Here is a 22,848-nt window from a genome sequence, read left to right on the forward strand (position 1 = left end):
CGTGCCACCAGAGCGAATGCCCAAGCGCGAACGCCAGAAGCCAGGTTCGGTGACGATCCTCGACGTGGCCAAGCATGCAGGCGTTTCGCCGATGACCGCCTCGCGCGTGATCAACGGCAATCCCCGGGTCGGCCAGGACCTGCGCGAACGGGTGCAGGCTTCGGTCCAGGCCCTCGGCTATCGTCCCAACCTCGCCGGCCGCTCGCTGCGCACCGCCGGCACGGCGCGCATCGGCGTGCTCTACAGCAATCCGTCGGCGGCCTATCTCAACGAGCTGATGCTCGGCATCCTCGAGCAGAGCAGCCTGGCCGGCACCCAGGTGCTGGTGGAGAAGTGCGGCGGCATCGCCAGCCAGCGCGCGGCCACCGAGCGCCTGCTCGAGGCCGGGGTGGACGGGGTGATCCTGCCGCCGCCACTGTGCGATTCGCCGCAGACCCTGCGCGAGCTGGACGAGCGCGGCATCCCGGTGGTCGCGGTGGCCACCGGCGCGCCGGTCGAAGGCGTGTCCTCGGTGCGGATCGACGATTACCAGGGCGCGCGGACGATGACCCGGCACCTGCTCGAGCTGGGCCACGTCCGGATCGGCTTCATCCAGGGCGATCCGGCCCACACCCCGGCGCAGCTGCGCCGCCAGGCCTTCCTCGACACCATGGCCGAGGCTGGGATCGCGGTGCCGGAGGAATGCCTGGCGGTGGGCATGTTCACCTACCGCTCCGGTCTGGGCGCGGCCCGCCAGCTGCTCGAACTGCCGCAGCGCCCGACCGCGGTGTTCTGCAGCAACGACGACATGGCCGCCGCGGCGATGGCCGTGGCCCATGGCATGGGCCTGCGCATCCCCGAGGCGCTGACCATCGTCGGCTTCGACGACACGCCGATGGCCACCACCCTGTGGCCGGAGCTGACCACCATCCGCCAGCCGGTCACGGCGATGGGCAAGGCCGCGGTGTCGCTGATGCTGGAGGAGCTGCGCGCGCGCCGCGGCGGGCGCCACCACGACGCCGTGCACCAGGTGATGAAGCACGCGCTGGTCAAGCGCCAGTCCTCGGCGCCCGCCGGCGCCTGAGCGCGCGGGCGGCACTCGTCCTGATCGCAGAATCTTCGTCGGTGCCGCATGCGGCACTGCCGCACGCCTGTGCGCGATACCGGTGGTAACCTTACCTTGCCTGCGATCCGGCGGTTTCCGGGCACGCATCTCCTTCCCCGATCCGCCGCGGAAACGACCACGCATGAGCCAGGAACAGGCCGCCCCGCTTCGCCAGCCCGATTTCCGTTCGCGCGACTTCCTGCTCGGCCACGTCCGCGAGACCCTGGCCTTCTATCACCCGCGCTGCATCGATCCGGCCGGCGGCTTCTTCCAGTTCTTCAAGGACGACGGCACGGTCTACGACCCGCACACCCGGCACCTGGTGAGCAGCACCCGCTTCGTCTTCAACTACTCGATGGCCTGGCAGCACTTCGGCGAGCCGGCCTACCGCGACGCGGTCCGGCACGGCATCGACTTCCTGCGCCAGGCCCACCGCAACCCGGACACCGGCGGCTATGCCTGGCTGCTGCGCGACGGCGAGGTGGTCGATGCGACCAACCACTGCTACGGCCTGGCGTTCGTGGTCCTGGCCTACGCCAAGGCGCTGGAAGCAGGCATGGAGGAGGCGCGCGCCTGGATCGCCGAGACCTGGGAGCTGATGGAACGCCACTTCTGGGAGCCGCGGCACGGGCTGTACGCGGACGAGGCCGACGCCGACTGGAACGTCTCGGCCTACCGCGGCCAGAACGCCAACATGCACGCCTGCGAAGCCTGGCTGGCCGCGTACGAGGCCAGTGGCGAGGAGCGCTACCTACGCCGCGCCGAACTGCTGGCGCGGAACATGACCGGCCGCCAGGCCGCGCTCGCCGGCGGCCTGGTCTGGGAGCACTACCGCCGCGACTGGTCGCCGGACTGGGAGTACAACCGCGGCGACCGCAGCAACATCTTCCGGCCCTGGGGCTTCCAGCCGGGGCACCAGACCGAATGGGCCAAGCTGCTGCTGATCCTCGACCGCCATGCGCCCGACCCCGCCCACCTGCCGCGCGCGCGCGACCTGTTCGACCGCGCCGTGGCCATGGCCTGGGACCCCGAGCATGGCGGCCTGGTCTACGGCAACGACCGCGAGGGCGGCTTCTACGACGAAGACAAGTACTTCTGGGTCCAGGCCGAGTCGCTGGCCACCGCCGCCCTGCTCGGCGCGCGCACCGGCGAGGCGCGCTACTGGCAGTGGTACCAGCGCCTGTGGGACTACAGCTGGACCCACTTCGTCGACCACCGCCACGGCGCCTGGTACCGCATCCTCGGCCGCGACAACCGCAAGCTCACCGACGAGAAGAGCCCGGCGGGCAAGACCGACTACCACACCATGGGCGCCTGCTACGAAGTGCTGAAGGCGCTCTGAGGCGCCCTACAGCGCCAGCACCCGCTCGACCTCTTGGCGCGATGGCGCATGCGCCCCGGCCCGGGTGCAGGCCGCCGCCGCGGTGGCCGCGGCGAAGCGCACGTGCTCGGCCAGGTCCGCGCCCGGCCGCAGAAGACGGCTGGCGAGGAAGCCACCGATGCAGGCATCGCCCGCGCCGACCGTGTCGGCCACCGGCACCGCGAAGGCCGGCTGCTCGATCCGGCGCCCGTGCGCGTATGCGGTCATGCCATCCCCGCCGCGGGTGTAGAGCAGTACTGCGTCCGGCGCCAGCGCCTGGACCCGGGCCAAGGCGGCGTCCGGATCCAACACCGGGTAGATGTGGCGCAGGTCCTCGTCGGAGATCTTCAGTACCGAGGACAGCGCGGCCAGCCGCTCGAACAGCGGCGGATAGTCCGCCCCCATCAGCGCCCGGCAGTTGGGATCGAAACTGACCGGCACCCCGGCCGCGTGCAGCGCTCCGGCGATCGCCAGCAGGCGCGCGCCCAGCGGCTGGCGGACCAGGCTGATGCAGCCGAAGTGGGCGATCCTGCAGGCTGCCTGCCAGCCGGCAGGCAGCCGCGACGGATCGAACGCCAGGTCGGCGCTGTTCTCGCCGAGGAAGAAATAGCGCGGCGGATGCAGTTGGTGGACCATCGCCAGCAGCGGCGGCCTGGCCACCACCTGCATGAAGCGCGCGTCCAGCCCGGCCGCCTGCGAGCGGGCGACGATCTCCTGGCCGAACAGGTCCTCGCTGACCGCGCCGCCCCAGCCGGTGGGCACGCCCAGGGTCGCCGCCACCCGCGCCACGTTCCAGCAGGCGCCGCCGGCGATGCTGCGCCAGCCGTCCTCGCCGGTGCGGACGAAGTCGGTCAGCGCCTCGCCGAAGACCACCAGCGGCGGCAGTTGCGCAACGCTCATGCCCGGTCGAGTGCGCCGGCGCGCACCAGCAGGCCGTAGCCGGCGATGCAGGCGTAGCAGGCCACCGGCACCAGCAAGGCCAGGGCCAGGCCGATGCGGTCGGCGGCCAGGCCCATCAGCAGGGGCACGATCGCGCCTCCGACAATAGCCAGGCAGAGGATGCCCGAGCCGCCCGGGGTGTCCTCGCCCAGGCCGTCGATCGACAGGGTGAAGATGGTCGGGAACATCACCGAGTTGAACAGGCCGATCGACAGGATCGCCACCGCCGCTGCGGTGCCTTCCAGGGTGGTGGCCGCCAGCAGGCCGAGGACCGCCGCGCCGGTGGCGCACACCGCCAGCACCAGCCCCGGGGCGACGAAGCGCAGCACCCACGAGCCGATGAAGCGGCCGACCATGGCCAGGCCCCAGTACACCGAGATCAGGTTGCCGGCCGAATGCTCGCTGGAGGTCGCCCCGGCCATGATCAGGTAGTTCACCAGGGCGCTGCCGACCGCGACCTCGGCGCCGACGTAGAGGAAGATCGACAGGGCACCCAGGCTCAGCTTCGGGATCTTCAGCAGGCGCAGGTAGTCGCCGTGGCCGACCGCGCGCACTTCCGGTACCGGCGAGCGCCGCATCCACCAGCACAGCGCGGCCAGCAGCACCAGCACCGCGGCGATGATCATGTACGGCACCCGCACGTGGCCGGCCTGCTCGACCCGGAACGCGGCCAGCGCCGTCGCATCCATCCCCGGGCTCGGTTCGGACACGCCGGCGGCCAGGATCAGGGCCGAGCCGAACAGCGGCCCGAGCATGGTGCCGAACGAGTTGAACGCCTGGGCCAGGGTCAGCCGGCTGTGCGCCCGCGCCGGGTCGCCGAGGCCGGCGGCCAGCGGGTTGGCCGCGACCTGGACGATGGTGATGCCGCCGGCGAGCACGAACAGCGCCGCCAGGAACGCGGGGTACCAGCCCATCGAGGCGGCCGGTGCGAACATCAGGCAGCCGCCGGCCATCACCAGCAGGCCGAGCACGATCCCGCGCAGGTAGCCGATCCGGCTGATCAGCAGGCCGGCCGGGATCGAGACCACGAAGTAGGCCAGGAAGAAGCAGAACTGGGTCAGCATCGCCTCGGCGTAGCCCAGCGAGAAGGTCGCCTTCAGCTTGGGGATCAGCACGTCCACCAGCACCGTGCAGAAGCCCCAGGCGAAGAACAGGGCGATCACCAGCGGCAGAAGCCGCGACGAACCGGGCACGGCGGCGGCGGCGGAATCCTGTGGTCCTGCGACATGCATGGCGGTACTACTCCCCTTGGGTGGAATGGGCGGCGGAAGCGACGAAAACGGCGGCGGACGGCGCGGGCGCGGCGAAGCCATGCCGGCCCGGGCCGGTCGTCGCCGACCGGCGAAGCGGATTACGCATTCTCGAGACCCTCCCAAGCCCCTCGCATGCCGATGTCCCGGCAGGCAGCCGGGATGCGCATCGTGCCATGGCGGCGCGCAGCGCGGAGGTATCGTTACCCGGCGCGCGTGGATTTTCAACCGGCGCCGGGTCCGGCGCCGCGGACCCGCGCCTTCATCCGGCGGCGACGGCCGCCGGCACAGGCTGGCATTCCGTTCCCGAGGAGACTTCCCATGCCGCACCTTCGCCTTGCCGGCAGCGTCCTGGCCGCACTCGTCCTCGCCGGCTGCGCCGCCGGGCCACACGTCGCCCGGGTCGAGCCGATCGACGGCGTCGTTTCCGGCCAGTGCCACCTGGACATGGTCCGCGGCGCGGTCGGCCTGGCCGCGTCCGACGCCACCGTCGAGCGCGCCCGGATCGACAGCGACAGCACCGAGGTGCAGGTGGTCGGCGGCGCGGCCGAGCGCCCGGCCGACGGCAGCCTGCCCGACACCGCGTCCGCCGGCGGATCGCGCCTGACCATCGAGACCGGCGACCGCAACGCCATCACCGGGATGCGCTGCGGCTGAGCGGAGCGGCGGCTGACGCTCCGCTCAGGATGGCGGTGCGCTAGCCGGCGGCGCGGTGCGCGCGGCGCAGGAAGCCCAGCGCCGCCTGTTCCCATTGCCGCTGGCCGCGGCAGCGCGCGCAGCGCTTTTGCAGGCCGCCGTCCTTCCAGCCCGCGAACACCGTCGGATCGATGTAGGCGCTGCGGCACACCGCCGGGGTGTTGCCCAGGCTGGCCGCGACCGCGGCCACCACCTCGCGCTCCAGCCGGGCGCATTCGCGTGCATCGGCTGCCGCCTCGCACACGGCCAGCGCGCGCATCGCCGCCAGGGTCCCGCCCCAGGTGCGGAAGTCCTTGGCGGTGAAATCCTCGCCCATCGCCGCGCGCAGGTAGTCGTTGACCTGGGCCGACTGCACCGGGACCAGCTCGCCGGCCTCGTCGCGGTACTGGAACAGGCATTGCCCGGGCAGGTCGCGGCAGCGACGGACCAGACGCACCAGGCGGGCGTCGTCGATCACCGCCTCCTGCGCCTGCCCGCTCTTGCCGCGGAAGGCGATCCGGGCGCGGCCGCCGGCGAGGAACTCGACGTGGCGGTTGCGCAGGGTGGTCAGGCCGTAGGAGCGGTTCTGCCGGCGGTAGGCCTCGTTGCCGATCCGCAGGAGGGTCTCGTCCATCACCGCGACCACGATCGCCAGCACCTTCTCGCGCGGGTAGCCCGCCAGCGCCAGGTCCTGCCGCAGGCGTCGGCGCAGGGCCGGCAAAGCCTGGCCGAAGGCGACCACGCGGTCGAACTTGTTGCGGCCGCGATGCCGCGCCCACTGCGGGTGGTAACGGTATTGCTTGCGCCCGCGCGCGTCGCGCCCGGTGGCCTGCAGGTGGCCGCACGGATCGTTGCAGATCCAGACCTCGCGCCACGCCGGCGGGATCGCCAGGGCCCGGATCCGCGCCAGCGTGCGCGGATCGCGCACTGCCCGGCCGTCGGCGTCGCGATAACCGAAGCCGCGGCCCTGGCGTCGGCGGGCGATGCCGGGCTCACTGTCGGCGACATAGTGCAGGCCCGCCTGGTCGGCGCAGGCCACGGTCTCGGAAACGGGAGCGGAAGCAGCCATGCGGTCGCCGGTGCGGAAGTTCCCTCCAGTCTCGGCTGCGCGGCGCATCGACCGCGTCAAGCGCGCAAGGGGTCGTGCGCACCTGGACGCGAAGCCTGCGTCGAAGGGCCGCCACCGCATGCATGATCCCGTCGACCCGCGCAATGGGCCGGTGGCGTGAACGGTTAACGCAGGCCGTTGCCCGTGATACAAAGTTGCAGGACGCCGCCTTCCGGAACCCGCCCCATGCGCGCACGCACCCTCCAACGCCTTCCGCTCCTGGTCCTGCTGTCCCTGCTCGGCGCCTGTTCGGCCGGTGGGCCGCCGGTTTCGGACGAGGACGAGCGCGACGAGGCCGCGGTGGCGGCGCAGCAGGCCGCCGAATCGGCCGCCGCGCCGGCCGACGGCACGGCCGCGGTGCCACCGCCGGCGCCCACCTGCGACGCCAGCCAGGTCCAGGGCCTGGTCGGCAAGGCGGCCGACGAGGCCACCGTCGAGCAGGCGCGGATCGATGCCGGCGCCACTCGCGCACGGGTGCTCAAGCCGGGCCAGGCGGTGACCATGGAATTCGACGGCGCCCGCCTGAACCTGGAAGTGGACGCCGACGACAAGGTCGTCGCCCTGCGCTGCGGCTGAGCCGCGGCGGACATCGTCCGCACCCGCGGGCACCCCGGGGAAATCGCCCGTACGGACGGTTTCATGCGTATACGTCATGACCTCATGAGCGCAGGTTGCGGCACCGCAGCAACTGTGCTTTAGTCGGAATTCCGGTGGCATTCAGGTAGCGCAAGTTTCGAGAGAAACTGTGTGCGGTGCCGCCTTCGCTCGCGTTCGGGAATCAGCGCCCCGCACGCATGTTTTTCGAGGCAACACGCATGGCCCCCCGCAACCGCCACGGGCTGCCCGTCCAGAACGGGTTGTACGACTCTTCCTCCGAACGCGATGCCTGCGGCTTCGGCATGATCGCCCAGCTCGACGACCAGCCCTCGCGCGCGCTGGTCGACACCGCGATCGCCGCGCTCTCGCGCATGACCCACCGCGGCGGCGTCGCCGCCGACGGACTGACCGGCGACGGTTGCGGCCTGCTGATCCGCAAACCGGCCGCGTTCCTGCGCGCGCTCGCCCACGAGGCGAACATCGCCATCGGCGACAGTGCGCGCTTCGCCGCCGGCCTGGTGTTCCTGCCGCACGACGAGGCGGAAGCCGCGCAGTGCCGCGACACCCTGGAAGGCGAACTGCACCGGGTCGGAGTGGCGGTCAAGGGCTGGCGCGCGGTGCCGACCGACGAAAGCGTGTGCGGCCAGCTGGCGCGCGACACCCTGCCGGCGATCCAGCAGCTGTTCGTCGAGGCCGGCCCCGGCCAGGACGACGACGCCTTCGCCCTGGCCCTGTTCCTGGCCCGCCGCCGCAGCGAGCAGCGCCTGCGCCAGGCCGCCGACTACTACGTGGTCAGCCTGTCGCCGCACTCGATCGGCTACAAGGGCATGGTTCTGCCGGACAAGCTGGCGCGCTTCTACGTGGACCTGCAGCGCAGCGACCTGGCCTCCAGCGCGATCGTGTTCCACCAGCGCTTCTCCACCAACACCATGCCGCGCTGGCCGCTGGCCCACCCGTTCCGGATGCTGGCCCACAACGGCGAGATCAACACCATCGAGGGCAACCGCCGCTGGGCCCAGGCCCGCGGCAAGGTGTGGAAGACCCCGAAGTTCGACATCGCCGAACTCGAACCGATCGTGTCCATGCACGGCTCGGACTCGCAGAGCCTGGACAACATGCTGGAGCTGCTGGTCACCGGCGGCATGGACCTGATCCAGGCCCTGCGCATCCTGGTGCCGCCGGCGACCCAGTCGCTGGAGTTCAAGGACGCCGACCTGGCCGCGTTCTACGAGTTCTACGGCCTCAACACCGAGCCGTGGGACGGCCCGGCCGGGATCGTCTCGCTGGATTCGCGCTACGCCGCCTGCACCCTGGACCGCAACGGCCTGCGCCCCTCGCGCTGGCTGCTGACCTCCGACCGCCACTTCATCGTCGCCAGCGAGGCCGGCGTGTGGGAAGTGCCGACCGAGCGGATCGTGCGCAAGGGCAAGCTCGGCCCGGGCGAGATGATCGCCATCGACCTGCGCCGCGGCGACCTGCTCGACAGCGAGGCGGTGGACCGGATCAACCGCGGCCGCGCCCCGTACAAGCAGTGGCTGCACCAGGGCGTGACCTACCTGCAGACCGAGCTGATCGACCCGTCGCTGGCCGAGGAGCCGTTCGACGAGAAGACCCTGCGCAGCTACCACAAGCTGTTCCAGCTCACCTCCGAGGAGGTCGAGCACGTGCTGCGGCCGATGGCCGAGACCGAGCAGGAAGCCACCGGCTCGATGGGCGACGACACCCCCATGGCGGTGCTCAGCCAGCGCAACCGGCCGCTGTACGACTACTTCCGCCAGGCCTTCGCCCAGGTCACCAATCCGCCGATCGACCCGTTGCGCGAAGACTGCGTGATGTCGCTGGCCACCCAGCTGGGCAAGGAGACCAACATCTTCCATGCCGGCCCGGAGACGGTGAACCACGTCATCCTCAACTCGCCGGTGCTCAGCCAGCGCAAGCTGCGCCAGCTGATGAAGATGCCGCAGTACGCCGAGAAGAACCGGCTGATCGACCTGTCCTACGACCCGGAGGAAGGGCTGAAGGCCGGGATCGAGCGGATCTGCCGCGAGGTCGAGCAGGCCGCGCGCGACGGCGTGGTCATGCTCCTGCTGTCCGACCGCTACCCGGTGCCGGAACGGCCGATGGTCCACGCCCTGCTGGCCACCGGCGCGGTCCACCACCACCTGTGCAACGTCGGCCTGCGCTGCGACGTCAACCTGATCGTCGAGACCGGCACCGCGCGCGACGCCCACCACGTCGCCTGCCTGCTGGGCTACGGCGCCACCGCGGTCTACCCGTACCTGTCCTACCAGACCCTGTTCGACATGGGCCGGCACGGGATCCTGCAGCTGAAGAAGGGCGGCGAGACCGCCCAGGTCGGCCGCAGCTACCGCAAGGGCCTGTACAAGGGCCTGTCCAAGATCATCTCGAAGATGGGCATCGCCACCGTCGCCAGCTACCGCGGCGCGCAGCTGTTCGAAATCGTCGGCCTGGAGAAGGAGGTCGTGGACCTGTGCTTCGGCGGCACCCCGTCGCGGGTCGGCGGCGCCGGCTTCGAGCGCCTGGATCGCGACGCCCGCGAGCTGCAGTCGGCGGCCTGGAACGAGCTGAAGAAGCCGGAAATGGGCGGCCTGATCAAGTACGTCCACGGCGGCGAGTACCACATGTACAACCCGGACGTGGTCATGACCCTGCAAAGGGCGACCCGCTCGGGCGAGGCCACGGACTGGAAGGCCTACACCGATGCGGTGCATTCGCGCCCGCCGTCGGCCCTGCGCGACCTGCTGGAGCTGAAGCGGGCCGACACCCCGACCCCGATCGAGGACGTCGCCCCGGCCTCGGACCTGCTGCGCCGCTTCGACAGCGCCGCGATCTCGCTCGGCGCGCTCTCGCCCGAGGCGCACGAGGCCCTGGCCATCGCCATGAACCGCCTCGGCGGCCGCTCCAACTCCGGCGAGGGCGGCGAGGACCCGGTCCGCTACGGCACCGAGAAGCGCTCCAAGATCAAGCAGGTGGCCTCCGGCCGCTTCGGCGTCACCCCCGAGTACCTGGTCAACGCCGAGGTGCTGCAGATCAAGGTCGCCCAGGGCGCCAAGCCCGGCGAGGGCGGCCAGCTGCCCGGCCACAAGGTCAACGAGCTGATCGCGCGGCTGCGCTACGCCCGCCCGGGCATCGGCCTGATCTCGCCGCCGCCGCACCACGACATCTACTCGATCGAGGACCTGGCCCAGCTGATCTACGACCTCAAGCAGGTCAATCCGCAGGCGCTGGTTTCGGTGAAGCTGGTCGCGCACGCCGGCGTGGGCACCATTGCCGCGGGCGTGGTCAAGGCCGGCGCCGACCTGATCACCGTGTCCGGCCACGACGGCGGCACCGGCGCCAGCCCGATCAGCTCGATCCGCTATGCCGGCGGGCCATGGGAGCTGGGCGTGGCCGAGTCGCACCAGGCCCTGGTCGCCAACGACCTGCGCGACCGCACCATCCTGCAGACCGACGGCGGCCTGAAGACCGGCCTGGACGTGGTCAAGGCCGCTTTGCTCGGCGCCGACAGCTTCGGCTTCGGCACCGGGCCGATGATCGTGCTCGGCTGCAAGTACCTGCGCATCTGCCACCTCAACAACTGCGCCACGGGCGTGGCCACCCAGGACGACCGCCTGCGCAAGGACCACTTCACCGGCCTGCCGGAGCGGGTGGAGAACTACTTCCGGCTGCTGGCCGAGGAAGTGCGCGGCTGGCTGTCGTACCTGGGCGTGCGCTCGCTGGACGAGATCGTCGGCCGCACCGACCTGCTGCGCCAGCTGGACGTGGCCCCGCGCGCCGGCGTGCGCCTGGACCTGTCGCGGCTGCTGGCCCCGACCCCACGCGACGACGACCGCTGCGCCGCCGCGCGCCTGTACGAGTCGCCCGACAGCCTGGCCACCCAGCTGGACGTGCAGCTGGCCGGCGCGATCGCGAACAAGACCGGCGGCGAGCACCGCTACCTGATCCACAACACCGACCGCAGCATCGGCACCCGCCTGTCCGGCGCCATCGCCAAGGCGCATGGCAACCACGGCATGGAGGATGCGCCGATCACCCTGCACTTCCGCGGCACCTCGGGCCAGAGCTTCGGCGCTTTCAACGCCGGCGGCCTGAACCTGGAGCTGGAGGGCGAGGCCAACGACTACGTCGGCAAGGGCATGGCCGGCGGCCGCCTGGTGGTGCGTCCGCCGCGCGGCGCGCGCTTCGAGGCGCGCAACACCCCGATCCTGGGCAACACCTGCCTGTACGGCGCCACCGGCGGCGAGCTGTTCGCCGCCGGCCGCGCCGGCGAGCGCTTCGGCGTGCGCAACTCCGGCGCGCTGGCGGTGATCGAAGGCGCCGGCGACCACTGCTGCGAGTACATGACCGGCGGCTGCGTGCTGGTGCTGGGCAAGGTCGGCCTCAACTTCGGCGCCGGCTTCACCGGCGGCCTGGCCTACGTGCTCGACCAGGACCGCGACTTCGTCGACCGCTACAACCACGAGCTGATCGACATCCACCGGATCAGCCCGGAGGGCTTCGAGAGCTACCGCCAGCACCTGCACCGCCTGGTCACCCGCCACCGCGAGCTGACCGGCAGCATCTGGGCGCAGCAGATCCTGGACGAGTTCCGCGACTACGTCGGCAAGTTCTGGCTGGTCAAGCCGAAGGCCGCCAGCATCGAGTCGCTGGCCGATACCCTGAGGAGGGCGGCGTGAACGCGCATCCCTTCTCCGCCTCCGCCCTCCGCTCCTGCGGCCGCCACGGACCGCTGGCCGTGGCCCTGCTGTATGGCAACCGCAAGAAACGCGCGCTCTCCGGCGTGCCGCCCGCACGCCGGGGCTGACGCCCCGCCGCTGCCGCTCCAGGCGCGCCGCTCCGGTCGCACGACCGCCCGACGACCCTGGTCCTTACGACCGAACCGATCCACCTGCCGCCCGCGCGCGGCCGGATCCCGTGTCCCCGCTCCGCGGCGGACACCGGTCACCCGTCCCCGCGAATGCAGGGACACCGCCGGAATCCTTCGATGAGCCGCAAGCACGTTTTCCAATTCCTCGACCTGCCGCGCGAGATGCCACGGCGCATCCCGGTGGAGCTGCGCACCTCCGGCGACTGGGGCGAGCTGTACGGCAAGTTCGGCCTGCCCGAGGCCCAGCACCAGTCCGGCCGCTGCCTGGACTGCGGCAACCCCTACTGCAGCTGGAAGTGCCCGGTGCACAACGCCATCCCGCAGTGGCTGCAGCTGGTCCAGGAGAACCGCATCCTCGAGGCGGCCGCGCTGTGCCACTCGACCAATCCCCTGCCGGAAGTCTGCGGCCGGGTCTGCCCGCAGGACCGCCTGTGCGAGGGCAGCTGCACCCTCAACGACGGCTTCGGCGCGGTCACCATCGGCGCGGTGGAGAAGTACATCGTCGACACCGCCTTCGAGCAGGGCTGGCGCCCGGACCTGTCGGAGGTCGTGCCGACCGGCCGCCGGGTCGCGGTGGTCGGCGCCGGCCCGGCCGGCATCGGTTGCGCCGACCGGCTGGCGCGCGCCGGCATCCAGGCCGTGGTCTACGACCGCTACGAGCAGATCGGCGGCCTGCTCCAGTTCGGCATCCCGACCTTCAAGCTGGACAAGGGGGTGATCGCCAAGCGCCGCGAGGTGCTGGAAGGCATGGGCATCGAGTTCCGCCTGGGCGTGGAGGTCGGCCGCGACGTGACCGTCGAGCAGCTGCTGGAGGAGTACGACGCGGTGTTCCTCGGCACCGGCGCCTACCGCTACACCGACGGCGGACTGCCGGGCCAGGACCTGGAAGGCGTGCTGCCGGCGCTGCCGTTCCTGGTCCAGAACGGCCGCATCGTCACCGGCAACGATCCTGAGCTCGTCGCGAGCATGGGCCGGCCGATCGCCGGCTGGGAAGACAAGATCGCCCTGCCCGACCTGGCCGGCAAGCGCGTGGTCGTGCTCGGTGGCGGCGATACCGGCATGGACTGCGTGCGCAGCGCGATCCGCCTGGGCGCCGGCAAGGTCACCTGCGCCTACCGCCGCGACGAGGCCTCCATGCCCGGCTCGGCGCGCGAGGTGGCCAACGCGCGCGAGGAAGGCGTGCGCTTCCTGTTCAACCGCCAGCCGCTGGGGATCGAGGCCGGCGCCGACGGCAGGGCCAGCGGCGTGCGCGTGGTCGAGACCATGCTCGGCGAGCCGGATGCGCGCGGCCGCCGCAATGCCGTCGCGATCGAGGGCAGCGAGTCGGTGATCGAGGCCGACGTGGTGATCATCGCCTTCGGCTTCTCGCCGGAGGTGCCGGAGTGGATGACCGCTTTGGGCATCGAGGGCACGCCGAACGGGCGGATCGTCGCCGGCGGCGCGGCTTCCGACGGGAGCGGTCGCCTGCCGTACCAGACCACCCATCCGCGGGTGTTCGCCGGCGGCGACGCGGTGCGCGGCGCCGACCTGGTGGTCACCGCGGTGGCCGAGGGCCGCGACGCGGCGCAGAGCATCGCCGAGCTGCTGGCGGTGCAGGCGCCGGTGGCGAAGCCGGCGGTGGGCTGAGCCACGCCGCGGTCGAAGCGGAACAGGAAACCCCGGGGAAACCCGGGGTTTTTCTTCAGGCGGTTTCCGGCCCTGCTACGCGGCCATGTCGAGCACGACCCGGCCTTCGATCTCACCGCGGTGCATGCGGGCGAAGATGGCGTTGATGTTCTCCAGCCGGTCCGCGGTCACGGTCGCGGCGACCTTGCCGGCGGCGGCGAACTCCAGCGATTCCTGCAGGTCCAGGCGGGTGCCGACGATCGAGCCGCGCACGGTGATGCCGTTGAGGACCATGCCGAAGATGTCCAGCGGGAAGCTGCCCGGCGGCAGCCCGACCAGGGAGATGGTGCCGCCGCGGCGCATCATCCCCTGGGCCTGCTCGAACGCCCTGGGCGAGACCGCGGTGACCAGGGCGCCGTGGGCGCCGCCGATCTCCCGCTTCAGGAACGCGGCCGGGTCGGTGGTGCGGGCGTTGACCGTCGCCGTCGCGCCCAGGCGCCGGGCCAGCTCGAGCTTGGCGTCGTCCACGTCCACCGCGGCCACGTTCAGGCCCATGGCGCGGGCGTACTGCACGGCCATGTGGCCCAGGCCGCCGATGCCGGAGATCACCACCCACTCGCCGGGGCGGGTGTCGGTCATCTTCAGGCCCTTGTAGACGGTCACCCCGGCGCACAGCACCGGAGCGATCTCGACGAAGCCGATGCCCTTGGGCAGGTGGCCGACGTAGCCGGCGTCGGCCAAGGCGTACTCGGCGAAGCCGCCGTTGACCGAATAGCCGGTGTTCTGCTGCTGCTCGCACAGCGTTTCCCAGCCGCCGAGGCAGTGCTCGCAGTGGCCGCAGGCCGAGTACAGCCAGGGAACGCCGATCCGGTCGCCCTCGCGCACGTGGGTCACCCCGGGGCCGACCGCGACCGCATGGCCGACGCCTTCGTGGCCGGGGATGAACGGCGGGCTGGGCTTGACCGGCCAGTCGCCCTCGGCGGCGTGCAGGTCGGTGTGGCAGACGCCGCAGGCCTCGATCTTGACCAGCACCTGGCCGGGGCCGGGGCTGGGCACGCTCACTTCCTCGATCGCCAGCGGCTGGCCGAACTCGCGCACCACCGCGGCCTTCATGGTCCTGTCCATTGCCTGTTCTCCGGGGATGGATGGTGAGGACATCCTGCGCCGCGGGCGGCGGCGGGGCCTTGATCCGGGTCAATGGCCGGAAGGCCGGCCGGGGCAGGATCGCGCCGGCGGCGTTAGCGCTCCATGCAGGAGCCGGCGACAATCGCGGCGATGGATCCTTCCGCTTCCGCGCCCGCGACGCGCGACAACCCGCTCTCGGCCATCGCCGCCGGCTTCGTCACCGTGCTGGTCGGTTTCGCCAGTTCGGCGGCGATCGTGTTCCAGGCCGCGCAGGCGCTGGGCGCCACGCCCGCGCAGACCGCCTCGTGGATGTGGGCGCTGGGGATCGGCATGGGCCTGACCTGCATCGGCCTGTCCTGGCGCTGGAAGATGCCGGTGGTGACCGCCTGGTCCACGCCCGGGGCGGCGGTGCTGGCGACCAGCGCGGCCGGGGTGCCGATGGCGGAAGCCGTCGGCGGCTTCCTGCTGTCGGCTGTGCTGATCGCGGTGGCCGGCTTCTCCGGGATCTTCGAGCGGATGCTCGGGCGGATCCCGCTGTCGCTGGCGGCGGCGATGCTCGCCGGGGTGCTGCTGCGCTTCGGCATCGATGCCTTCGCCGCGGTCCAGCTGCAGCCGGCGCTGGTGCTGGCGATGCTCGCCGCCTGGCTGGCGGCGCGGCGCTGGTGGCCGCGCTACGCGGTGATCCTGACCCTGCTCGCCGGGATTGCGGTGGCCGCCGGCTCGGGCCTGCTGCACACCGCCGGCCTGCGCCTGGAACTGGCGCGGCCGGTGTGGACCACGCCCGCCTTCAGCCTGGCCAGCGTGTTCGGCGTCGCCCTGCCGCTGTTCGTGGTGACCATGGCCTCGCAGAACGTGCCGGGGGTGGCGGTGATCCGCGCCTCCGGCTACGCGGTGCCGGTGTCGCCGGCGATCGGCTGGACCGGGTTGGCGACCGGGTTGCTGGCCCCGTTCGGCGGCTACGCGCTGAACCTGGCGGCGATCACCGCGGCGATCTGCATGGGCCCGGACGCGCACCCGGACCCGGCGCGGCGCTGGCGGGCGGCGGTGTGGGCCGGCGTGTTCTACCTGGCCATCGGCCTGTTCGGGGCGACCGTGGCCGGGTTGTTCGCCGCCTTCCCGCAGGCGCTGGTGGCGGCGATCGCCGGGATCGCCCTGCTGGGCACGCTCGGCAACAGCCTGGCGTCGGCATTGGGCGAGGAGGACGGGCGCGAGGCGGCGCTGGTGACTTTCCTGGTGACCGCGTCGGGGCTGTCGCTGTTCGGGGTCGGGGCCGCGTTCTGGGGGCTGGTGGCCGGCGTGGTGGTGCGGGTGGCCCTGCGCCGTTCGTAGGAGCCGGGCGCGCATTTCCTGTTGCCGGATCGTCATAACCGGAAGCGGTTTGCGGCATGGACGCTGCGCGGGGCCACTGCCTAGATTCGAGGGCGTTCACGCCGTCGTTACGAATCGCCGGTCCCGCCCCCTCCCCACCGAACATCGCCCGCCATGACCCAGCCCCTTCGCCCGGCCGCGACGCGCCGCCGGCTCGTCCTCGCTTTCGCCATTTCCCAGGCGCTGTCGCTGCCTGCCCTCGCCGCCGACGCCCCGGCCGACGCCGATGCCGCCGGCCCGCGCACGCCGACCACGCTCGACTCGCTGGTGGTCACCGGCGCGCGGGTGGCCGAGGCCGACATCGCCATCGGCACCGACCAGGTGCGCAACACCATCGCCATCGACCACGAGGCCCTGCTCTCGGCGCCGGCCGGCATCTCCGGGCTGAAGATGCTGGAGTCGCTGCCGGGCTTCAACGTCCAGGCCAACGACGCGTTGGGACTGTACGAGTTCGGCAACTCGGTGTTCGTGCGCGCCTTCGGCTTCCGCCAGATCGGCTTCGTCCTCGACGGCATCCCGCTGGGCCGCAGCGACCAGTTCGGCGGCAGCCCGGTGTTCCGCTACGTCGACAACGAGAACACCTGGCGGGTGACCGCCTCGCAGGGCGCCGGCGACGTGTCCGCGCCCAGCTACGCCTCGCTCGGCCCGATCGTGCAGCACCAGAGCCTGGCGCCGGCCGAGGAGGCCGGGGTGCAGCTGTCGCAGACCTTCGGCCCGGACGACCTCAACCGCAGCTTCGTCAAGCTCGAGAGTGGCGAGCACGGCGGCTTCTCCGGCTACCTCAGCCGCTCCAAGATCGACAGCCGGCTGTGGCGCGGGCCCGGCACCATCGACCGCGAGCACATCGAGGGCAAGGCCCGCTACCGCTGGGACAGCGGCAGCGTGGACTTCAAGGTCGTGCACAACGACTTCTTCGACTACGACACGCCCTCGATCAACAAGGCCCAGTACCTGGGCACGGCCAACGACGCGTTCGGGCGCCAGGGCCGCTACTTCGGCTACCTGGGCTACGTGCCGTCGCTGGCGCCGAGCGTGGCCGGGATCGCCTACAGCGCCACCGGCTACAACCAGTACTACCAGCAGGCGATCAACCAGCGCACCGACACCCTCTACGGCCTCAACGGCCTGTTCGTGCTCAGCCCGGACCTGGAGCTGCGCTCCACCCTCTACTACGAGGACAAGGACGGCTACGGCGTCTCGCCCGAGGCCTACGCCACCTCGCTGGCCAGCCACAACGCGCAGCGCGCGATCGTCCCCGGGCTGTACGCGCCGCTGGGCCTGCAATACGGCCTGTCCACCGTCGCCGGCACCCGCCAGGGCGCGCTGGCGGCGCTGACCTGGCAGGTCGGCGCGCACAGCATCGACGCCGGCGCCTGGCGCGAGCGCGACCGTTACCACCGCACCCAGGCGCGCTACAACCAGGTCGGCGGCAACCCGGCCGGGCAGCCCCTGCTGGACCAGCCGGTGCACCTGCAGCGCGACTTCTGGTCCACCCGCACCAGCACCCAGCTGCACCTGAAGGACACCTGGCGCCTGCTCGACGACCGCCTGGCGCTGGAGTTCGGGGTCAAGGCGCTGGACCTGGCGTACGAGATCGAGGGCCAGCGCAATCCGGCCGACTACATCGCCGGGCGCCGGCCGCTGATCCGCGACCGCTGGAAGGACGGCTTCCTGCCGCAGGCCGGCGCGGTCTACAGCTTTGGCCGCGAGCAGCTGTTCGCGTCGTGGTCGCAGACCCTGGCCCTGCCGCAGGGCGCCGACGACATCTACTCGCAGGCCAGCCCGGCCGCGCCGGGCCCGGAGGCGGAGACCGCCGAGAACCTGGAGCTGGGCCTGCGCAGCAACCGCGGCACCTTCAACGGGGTGCTGGCGCTGTACGCCTCGCGCTTCGACGACCGCCTGCAGTCCTACGCCTCGCCGGTGCCGGGCAGCGGCACCACCGAGACCTTCTTCCAGAACGTGGGCGCGGTGGAGGCCTGGGGCGCGGAGGCCAGCGGCATCTGGAAGCCGCGCGCGCTCGGCGACAGGGTCGCGTTCAACGGCAACCTCAGCTGGAACCGGGCCGAGTTCAAGGACGACTTCTCCACCTTCGCCATCGCCGGCAACCGCGTGCCCGACAGCCCGCAGTGGCTGTCGCAGGCCGGGGTGACCTGGGAGGCCGGCCGCTGGGGCGTGCTCAACCTGTCCGGGCGCTACGTCGGGCAGCGCTACAGCAACTACGTCAACACCGAGTCGGTCGGCGGCTACGCGGTGTGGAACGCTTACGTCGACCTCGGCGGCGAGGCCTTCGAGGGCCTTTTGCGCAACGCGCGGCTGCGCTTCAACGTCGACAACCTGTTCGACCGCGACTACCTTGGCACGATCAACCCGGTCGTGAGCGGCCCGGCCACCTACCGGCCCGGTCCCGACCGCACCTGGCAGGTCTCGCTGAGCATCGCGCTCTGAAAGGAAACCCGTGGACGACAAGCATCGGCTGGCCCCTTCCCTGCTCGCGCTCGGACTCGCGGCCGCACTGGCCTGGCCCGGCGCGCACGCCGCCGAGGTCGGCGCGCAGGCCAGGCAGCTGCACCAGCGCATCCTGACCCTGGACACCCACCTGGACACCCCGGCCAACTTCGCGCGTCCGGGCTGGAGCCTGCTGGACGACCACCGCGCCGAAGGCGAGTACTCCCAGGTCGACTACCCGCGGATGGTCGAGGGCGGGCTGGATGGCGGCTTCTGGGTGATCTACACCGGCCAGGGCGACCGCAGCGCCGCCGCCAACCTCAAGGCGCGCGACCAGGCACTGGGCCGGCTGGTGGAGATCCGCGAGATGCTCGCCCGCCATCCGCAGCAGTTCGAGCTGGCGCTGACCCCGCAGGATGCGCGGCGGATCGTCGACGCCGGGCGCAAGGTGGTGTTCATTTCGATGGAGAACGCCTCGCCGCTGGCGGCCGATCCCAGCCTGTTGTCGTTCTTCCACGCCCAGGGCGTGCGCATGCTGGGCATCACCCACATCGGCAACAACGAGTTCGGCGACTCCTCCAACCCGCGCCAGGGCGAGGGCGCCGAGTGGCACGGGCTGAGCCCGGCCGGGCGCGCGCTGGTGGCCGAGGCCAACCGGCTGGGGATCCTGCTCGACCAGTCGCATTCCTCGGACGCGGTGTTCGACCAGCTGATCGAGCTGTCGGCGGTGCCGTTCGTGCTCTCGCACAGTTCCGCAGACGCGATCCACGAGAACCCGCGCAACATCGACGACGCGCGCCTGCGCAGACTGGCCGCGCACGGCGGGGTGATCCAGGTCAACGCGTTCGGCGCCTACCTGGTGGAGACCCCGGCCAATCCCGAGCGCCGGGCCGCGCTGGACGCGTTGTGGGATCGCAGCGAGAAGGCCGCCAGCCCGGCCCAGCTGCGCGAGCTGGCCGCGCGCCGACGCGAGATCGACCGCCGTTTCCCGGTGCCGCAGGCCACCTTCGAGGACTACATGCAGCACCTGCTGCACATCCTCCAGGTCGCCGGGCCGAAGCACGTCGGCATCGGCGCCGACTGGGACGGCGGCGGCGGCGTGGACGGCCTGTCCGAGATCTCGCAGATCCCGCGGATCACCGAGCGGCTTCTGCAGGCCGGCTACGACGAGCAGCAGATCGCCGATATCTGGGGCGGCAACGTGCTGCGCATCCTCGGCCAGGCGCAGGCGCATGCCGCGCGGCTGGCCGCGCAGGCGCCCGCGCCGGCGGCCGCCGCTTCGGGTCACTGACGCCGGGCGGCCGCCCGGCGTGCCGCACCACGCCCTGCGCGGCCGCACACACCGCCGCCGCGCAGGGGTCACGCCCCTGTCATCGCCGCTGGCCACACTCCCGCGCTTTGCGACAGGGGGTGACAGATGGGTTTCTCGTTCGCGCGCATGCTGGCGCTGGCGATCGTGCTGGCCGGCGTGCCGACCGCGCCCGCGCGGGCACAGGAGCAGGAGGCCGAGCGCCTGCGCATCCATGGTTCCTACACCGTGGGCGAGCGCCTGGTGCCGGCGCTGGTGGAGGACTGGCTGCGGGCGATGGAGTACACCGGCATCCGCCGGGTGCCGCGCGCGCCTGGCCTGCTGGAGATCCACGCCCTGCGCGAGGGCGTGCCGCTGGTGGTGGAGATCGGCGGCGAAGGCGGCGGCGAAGGTTTCCGCCGGCTGGTCGAGGGCCAGGCCGAACTGGCCATGCTCGCCCGTCGTCCCGACGCGCGCGAGCGCGAGGCCGGCTGGCAGCTCGGCGACCTGTCCTCGCCCGACCAGGAATACCTGCTCGCGCTCAATGCCGCGCGCGTCGTGGTCCACCGCGACAGCCCGCTCAAGCGCATCGACCTGGCCCAGTTGCGGGCGCTGCTGGCCGGCAGCGCGCCGGGCGCGGCGAACCGGCTGCTGCTCGGCCCGGCCAGCGGCGGCCTCGAAGGCTTCCTGCGCGAGCGCTTCAACGGCGGCCGTCCGCTGCGCCCGGCCAGCGTCCTGCGCCACCGCGACCTGCGCAGCGCCGCCGCGGCCGCCGCCTTCGACCCGTCGGCGCTGGCGGTGGTCGAACTGGGCACGCCGCTGCCACCCGGAGTGCGGGTCCTGCCGGTGTCCGACGGCGGCCTGGCGGTGGCGCCCGATCCGACCGGCATCCGCAGCCAGGACTATCCGCTGGCCTGGCGCTACCAGGTCTACGGCGGGCAGATGATGTCGGCGCTGGGCCGCAGCTTCGCCCTGCACACGCTCACCCCGCGGGCGCAGGCGCTGGTGCGGCGCCTGGGCCTGGTCCCGATGGACCTGTCGCTGCCGGCCACCGGCGAGGTCGCGGCCCTGCCGCCCGACTACCGCGACGCGGTCGCCGGCGGCACCCGCCTGCCGCTGGCTCTGCGCTTCAACCTGAAGTCGCTGACCACGATCTTCGACGGCAGCTCGGCCCACGACCTGGATCGGGTGGTCGAACTGCTGCAGCGGCCGGAGTACCGCGGCCGCAGTGTCAGCGTGGTCGGTTTCTCCCAGGCCGAGCGGCAGAGCAAGCTGTTCGCGATGACCGCCAGCAGCAACCGCGCCGACATCGTCGCCGCCTGGCTGATCGAGCGCGGGATCGCGGTGCGGCGGATCCGCGGCCTGGGTTCACTGCAGCCGCTGGCCGGCGGCGAGGGCGAGGAGGCGCGCTTCCGCAACGAGCGGGTGGAGCTGTGGCTGCTGTGAGCGCGCGCGGGTTTCGGCCGGAACCGTGGCCGCGGAGATGCCGTCGCCACGGTTAGACTGGCGCATCCCTCCACCACCACGAGAGCCGCCTCCATGCGCCTGGGCCTAGCCGCCAACCGCCTGCACCACGCCACCGAGGACGGCGCGCTGTTCCGCTGGCTGCGCGCCAGCGGCCAGGGCATTCGCGAGCTGGGACTGGAGCTGCACACGGTCGGCCGCACCCACGAGGCGATCGCCGCGGCCGGCATGCTCGCCGGCTACGCCGGGCTCAAGCGCTATCCCTACGGCCGCGAAGGCGGGCTGATGAAGCTGGTGGCCGAAGTGGTCGGCCTGGAAGGCGACGCCCGCACCCTGGACGGCGCGATCTACCTGATCGATCCGGTCGATCCGTCCTCGATCTTCCCGGAGGCGATCGCGCTCAAGCGCCAGTGCGTGATCCACGGCAAGCCCTTCATCTCCACCGTGGCCAGCGCCCGCGACTGGATCGAGAACGAGCGCGTCCACGCCGGCCTGGCCCCGGACCCGGGCGCCGACCGCTTCCACGCCTTCGAATCGCAGACCCTGGCGCTGATCGCCCACGATGCGATGAAGCCGCAGATGCTGGCCTTCGCCGCCGAGCACTACGACGTGCTGTCGCGCTTCGCCCGCCGGGTGGCCACCGGCACCACCGGCCAGCGCCTGAACGAGATGGCCTGGAGCCGCGGCTGGCCGCAGGACACGCCGTGGGTGCACCGCTACCTCAGCGGCCCGATGGGCGGCGACGCCCAGATCGCCGACCTGGTGCTGGAGCGGCGCTGCCAGCGCGCGGTGTTCTTCGAGGACCCGCACGTGGCGCGCCAGCACGAGGCCGACATCCAGCTGCTGGAGCGCGCGGTGACCACGGTGACCGACGAGGCGGTGTGCATCACCTCGCCGGCGGTGGCCGCGCGCTGGGTCGCGGCGGTGCGGCGGCGGGCGCAGCCGCGCGCGAGCTGAGCGATCGCATGTCCGCGCTCCGCCTCCTGCCCCTGCTGCTGGCGGCCGTGCTGGCCGCGGCATCCGCGCATGCGCAGGAAAGCGCCCTGCGCTACGCAGGGGTGAACCTGGCCGGCGCCGAGTTCAATTCGAGCAAGCGCCCCGGCACCCTGCACAAGGACCGGCGCGCACAGCTGGTCGGGCAGCGGCTACGGCGGCGTCTCCAACGCCACCGCCTTGCAGGACCTGCGCGACCCGGGCGACCGGATCGCGATCGAGGTCCACCAGTACCTGGACCGGGACTACAGCGGCACCCACGCCGAATGCGTCGGCCCGGACATCGGCGTGGACACGCTGCGTGGCTTCACCGCCTGGCTGCGCGAACACGGCCGCCAGGGCTTCCTCGCCGAGTTCGCCGGCGGACCGGGCGAGGTCTGCCGCCAGGCCGTGGACAACATGCTCGCCTTCATCGCCGGCAACGACGACGTCTGGCTCGGCTGGACCTGGTGGGCGGCCGGAGCCTGGTGGAAGCCGGACTATCCCTTCAACGTGCAGCCCGGCCAGGACGGCGGCGGCAAGCCGCAGATGGAGGTGCTGGCGCGGCACGCGCGTGCGGCGACCGCGCCCTGAGTGGGCCGGCCGACCATGCCGATGTCCTGGGCAGGCCCCTAGACTCCATGCGCCATTCCCGCGCGAGGAAAGCCGCAATGCATCCG

At 72.1% G+C, this 22,848-nt stretch carries 17 protein-coding genes; 13 read left to right on the forward strand and 4 right to left on the reverse strand.

The window, feature by feature from the left end; translation table 11 throughout:
- Positions 1-16: 16 nt before the first annotated feature.
- The gene (locus CSC62_RS12610) at positions 17-1,063 is read left to right on the forward strand and encodes a LacI family DNA-binding transcriptional regulator (RefSeq protein ID WP_162406924.1); all 1,047 of its coding nucleotides are present in this window, start codon (positions 17-19) and stop codon (positions 1,061-1,063) included.
- A 163-nt stretch (positions 1,064-1,226) separates the two neighbouring features.
- Entirely contained in the window at positions 1,227-2,426 is a 1,200-nt protein-coding gene (locus CSC62_RS12615) for an AGE family epimerase/isomerase (protein ID WP_162406925.1), read from the forward strand.
- A gap of 6 nt (positions 2,427-2,432) precedes the next feature.
- Here the strand turns inward: CSC62_RS12615 and CSC62_RS12620 are convergent, their stop codons facing one another.
- Positions 2,433-3,344: a carbohydrate kinase family protein gene (locus CSC62_RS12620; RefSeq protein WP_162406926.1), complete on the reverse strand. Its 912-nt coding sequence runs from the start codon at positions 3,342-3,344 to the stop codon at positions 2,433-2,435.
- The gene (locus tag CSC62_RS12625; protein ID WP_162406927.1) at positions 3,341-4,615 is read right to left on the reverse strand and encodes a sugar MFS transporter; all 1,275 of its coding nucleotides are present in this window, start codon (positions 4,613-4,615) and stop codon (positions 3,341-3,343) included. The genes CSC62_RS12620 and CSC62_RS12625 overlap by 4 nt, the downstream gene beginning before the upstream one ends.
- Before the next feature lie 339 nt (positions 4,616-4,954).
- Here CSC62_RS12625 and CSC62_RS12630 point away from each other — a divergent pair, with 339 nt between their 5' ends.
- On the forward strand, positions 4,955-5,290 hold the full coding sequence (locus tag CSC62_RS12630; RefSeq protein WP_162406928.1) for a hypothetical protein: 336 nt from the start codon (positions 4,955-4,957) through the stop codon (positions 5,288-5,290).
- A 40-nt stretch (positions 5,291-5,330) separates the two neighbouring features.
- On the opposite strand, the gene CSC62_RS12635 is transcribed toward CSC62_RS12630, so the two are convergent.
- Complete coding sequence (locus tag CSC62_RS12635) at positions 5,331-6,497, reverse strand: DNA topoisomerase IB (RefSeq protein ID WP_425502028.1); 1,167 nt, start codon at positions 6,495-6,497, stop codon at positions 5,331-5,333.
- Between the two features lie 105 nt (positions 6,498-6,602).
- Here CSC62_RS12635 and CSC62_RS12640 point away from each other — a divergent pair, with 105 nt between their 5' ends.
- From CSC62_RS12640 to CSC62_RS12650, 4 genes are all read left to right on the forward strand, one after another.
- Positions 6,603-6,992 (forward strand): I78 family peptidase inhibitor, encoded by a 390-nt coding sequence (locus CSC62_RS12640; protein ID WP_162406930.1) that lies wholly within the window; start codon positions 6,603-6,605, stop codon positions 6,990-6,992.
- Between the two features lie 239 nt (positions 6,993-7,231).
- On the forward strand, positions 7,232-11,710 hold the full coding sequence (gene gltB, locus CSC62_RS12645) for a glutamate synthase large subunit (protein ID WP_162406931.1): 4,479 nt from the start codon (positions 7,232-7,234) through the stop codon (positions 11,708-11,710).
- Positions 11,707-11,838, forward strand: a complete 132-nt coding sequence (locus tag CSC62_RS18190) for a hypothetical protein (RefSeq protein ID WP_281353320.1) — start codon at positions 11,707-11,709, stop codon at positions 11,836-11,838. Before gltB ends, CSC62_RS18190 begins: the two co-directional genes overlap by 4 nt.
- Before the next feature lie 180 nt (positions 11,839-12,018).
- The gene (locus CSC62_RS12650; protein ID WP_162406932.1) at positions 12,019-13,527 is read left to right on the forward strand and encodes an FAD-dependent oxidoreductase; all 1,509 of its coding nucleotides are present in this window, start codon (positions 12,019-12,021) and stop codon (positions 13,525-13,527) included.
- Between the two features lie 75 nt (positions 13,528-13,602).
- On the opposite strand, the gene adhP is transcribed toward CSC62_RS12650, so the two are convergent.
- Positions 13,603-14,631 carry an alcohol dehydrogenase AdhP gene (adhP, locus tag CSC62_RS12655; RefSeq protein WP_162406933.1) on the reverse strand — a complete coding sequence of 343 codons (1,029 nt, stop codon included), beginning with the start codon at positions 14,629-14,631 and terminating at the stop codon, positions 13,603-13,605.
- 150 nt (positions 14,632-14,781) lie between these two features.
- Between adhP and CSC62_RS12660 the strand changes: the two genes are divergently transcribed.
- The 6 genes from CSC62_RS12660 to CSC62_RS12685 all read left to right on the forward strand — a co-directional run bounded on the left by CSC62_RS12660 (position 14,782) and on the right by CSC62_RS12685 (position 22,762).
- Entirely contained in the window at positions 14,782-15,960 is a 1,179-nt protein-coding gene (locus CSC62_RS12660; protein ID WP_162406935.1) for a benzoate/H(+) symporter BenE family transporter, read from the forward strand.
- A 153-nt stretch (positions 15,961-16,113) separates the two neighbouring features.
- On the forward strand, positions 16,114-18,444 hold the full coding sequence (locus tag CSC62_RS12665) for a TonB-dependent receptor (RefSeq protein WP_162406937.1): 2,331 nt from the start codon (positions 16,114-16,116) through the stop codon (positions 18,442-18,444).
- A gap of 10 nt (positions 18,445-18,454) precedes the next feature.
- The gene (locus CSC62_RS12670) at positions 18,455-19,735 is read left to right on the forward strand and encodes a dipeptidase (RefSeq protein ID WP_425502029.1); all 1,281 of its coding nucleotides are present in this window, start codon (positions 18,455-18,457) and stop codon (positions 19,733-19,735) included.
- Between the two features lie 126 nt (positions 19,736-19,861).
- Positions 19,862-21,178: an OmpA family protein gene (locus CSC62_RS12675; RefSeq protein ID WP_162406939.1), complete on the forward strand. Its 1,317-nt coding sequence runs from the start codon at positions 19,862-19,864 to the stop codon at positions 21,176-21,178.
- 93 nt (positions 21,179-21,271) lie between these two features.
- Complete coding sequence (locus tag CSC62_RS12680; RefSeq protein ID WP_162406941.1) at positions 21,272-22,153, forward strand: methylglyoxal synthase; 882 nt, start codon at positions 21,272-21,274, stop codon at positions 22,151-22,153.
- 126 nt (positions 22,154-22,279) lie between these two features.
- Positions 22,280-22,762 (forward strand): cellulase family glycosylhydrolase, encoded by a 483-nt coding sequence (locus CSC62_RS12685; RefSeq protein ID WP_246194412.1) that lies wholly within the window; start codon positions 22,280-22,282, stop codon positions 22,760-22,762.
- The last annotated feature ends 86 nt before the right edge of the window (positions 22,763-22,848 follow it).

The sequence above is a fragment of the Pseudoxanthomonas jiangsuensis genome, assembly GCF_010093185.1.
Lineage (GTDB): Bacteria > Pseudomonadota > Gammaproteobacteria > Xanthomonadales > Xanthomonadaceae > Pseudoxanthomonas > Pseudoxanthomonas jiangsuensis.

Bases quoted from the DNA above. Each gene is read 5' to 3' on its own strand.
- CSC62_RS12610 (WP_162406924.1), top strand. From the start codon at position 17: ATGCCCAAGCGCGAACGCCAGAAGCCAGGTTCGGTGACGATCCTCGAC.
- CSC62_RS12615 (WP_162406925.1), top strand. From the start codon at position 1,227: ATGAGCCAGGAACAGGCCGCCCCGCTTCGCCAGCCCGATTTCCGTTCG.
- CSC62_RS12620 (WP_162406926.1), bottom strand. From the start codon at position 3,344: ATGAGCGTTGCGCAACTGCCGCCGCTGGTGGTCTTCGGCGAGGCGCTG.
- CSC62_RS12625 (WP_162406927.1), bottom strand. From the start codon at position 4,615: ATGCATGTCGCAGGACCACAGGATTCCGCCGCCGCCGCCGTGCCCGGT.
- CSC62_RS12630 (WP_162406928.1), top strand. From the start codon at position 4,955: ATGCCGCACCTTCGCCTTGCCGGCAGCGTCCTGGCCGCACTCGTCCTC.
- CSC62_RS12635 (WP_425502028.1), bottom strand. From the start codon at position 6,497: ATGCGGTGGCGGCCCTTCGACGCAGGCTTCGCGTCCAGGTGCGCACGA.
- CSC62_RS12640 (WP_162406930.1), top strand. From the start codon at position 6,603: ATGCGCGCACGCACCCTCCAACGCCTTCCGCTCCTGGTCCTGCTGTCC.
- gltB (WP_162406931.1), top strand. From the start codon at position 7,232: ATGGCCCCCCGCAACCGCCACGGGCTGCCCGTCCAGAACGGGTTGTAC.
- CSC62_RS12650 (WP_162406932.1), top strand. From the start codon at position 12,019: ATGAGCCGCAAGCACGTTTTCCAATTCCTCGACCTGCCGCGCGAGATG.
- adhP (WP_162406933.1), bottom strand. From the start codon at position 14,631: ATGGACAGGACCATGAAGGCCGCGGTGGTGCGCGAGTTCGGCCAGCCG.
- CSC62_RS12660 (WP_162406935.1), top strand. From the start codon at position 14,782: ATGGATCCTTCCGCTTCCGCGCCCGCGACGCGCGACAACCCGCTCTCG.
- CSC62_RS12665 (WP_162406937.1), top strand. From the start codon at position 16,114: ATGACCCAGCCCCTTCGCCCGGCCGCGACGCGCCGCCGGCTCGTCCTC.
- CSC62_RS12675 (WP_162406939.1), top strand. From the start codon at position 19,862: ATGGGTTTCTCGTTCGCGCGCATGCTGGCGCTGGCGATCGTGCTGGCC.
- CSC62_RS12680 (WP_162406941.1), top strand. From the start codon at position 21,272: ATGCGCCTGGGCCTAGCCGCCAACCGCCTGCACCACGCCACCGAGGAC.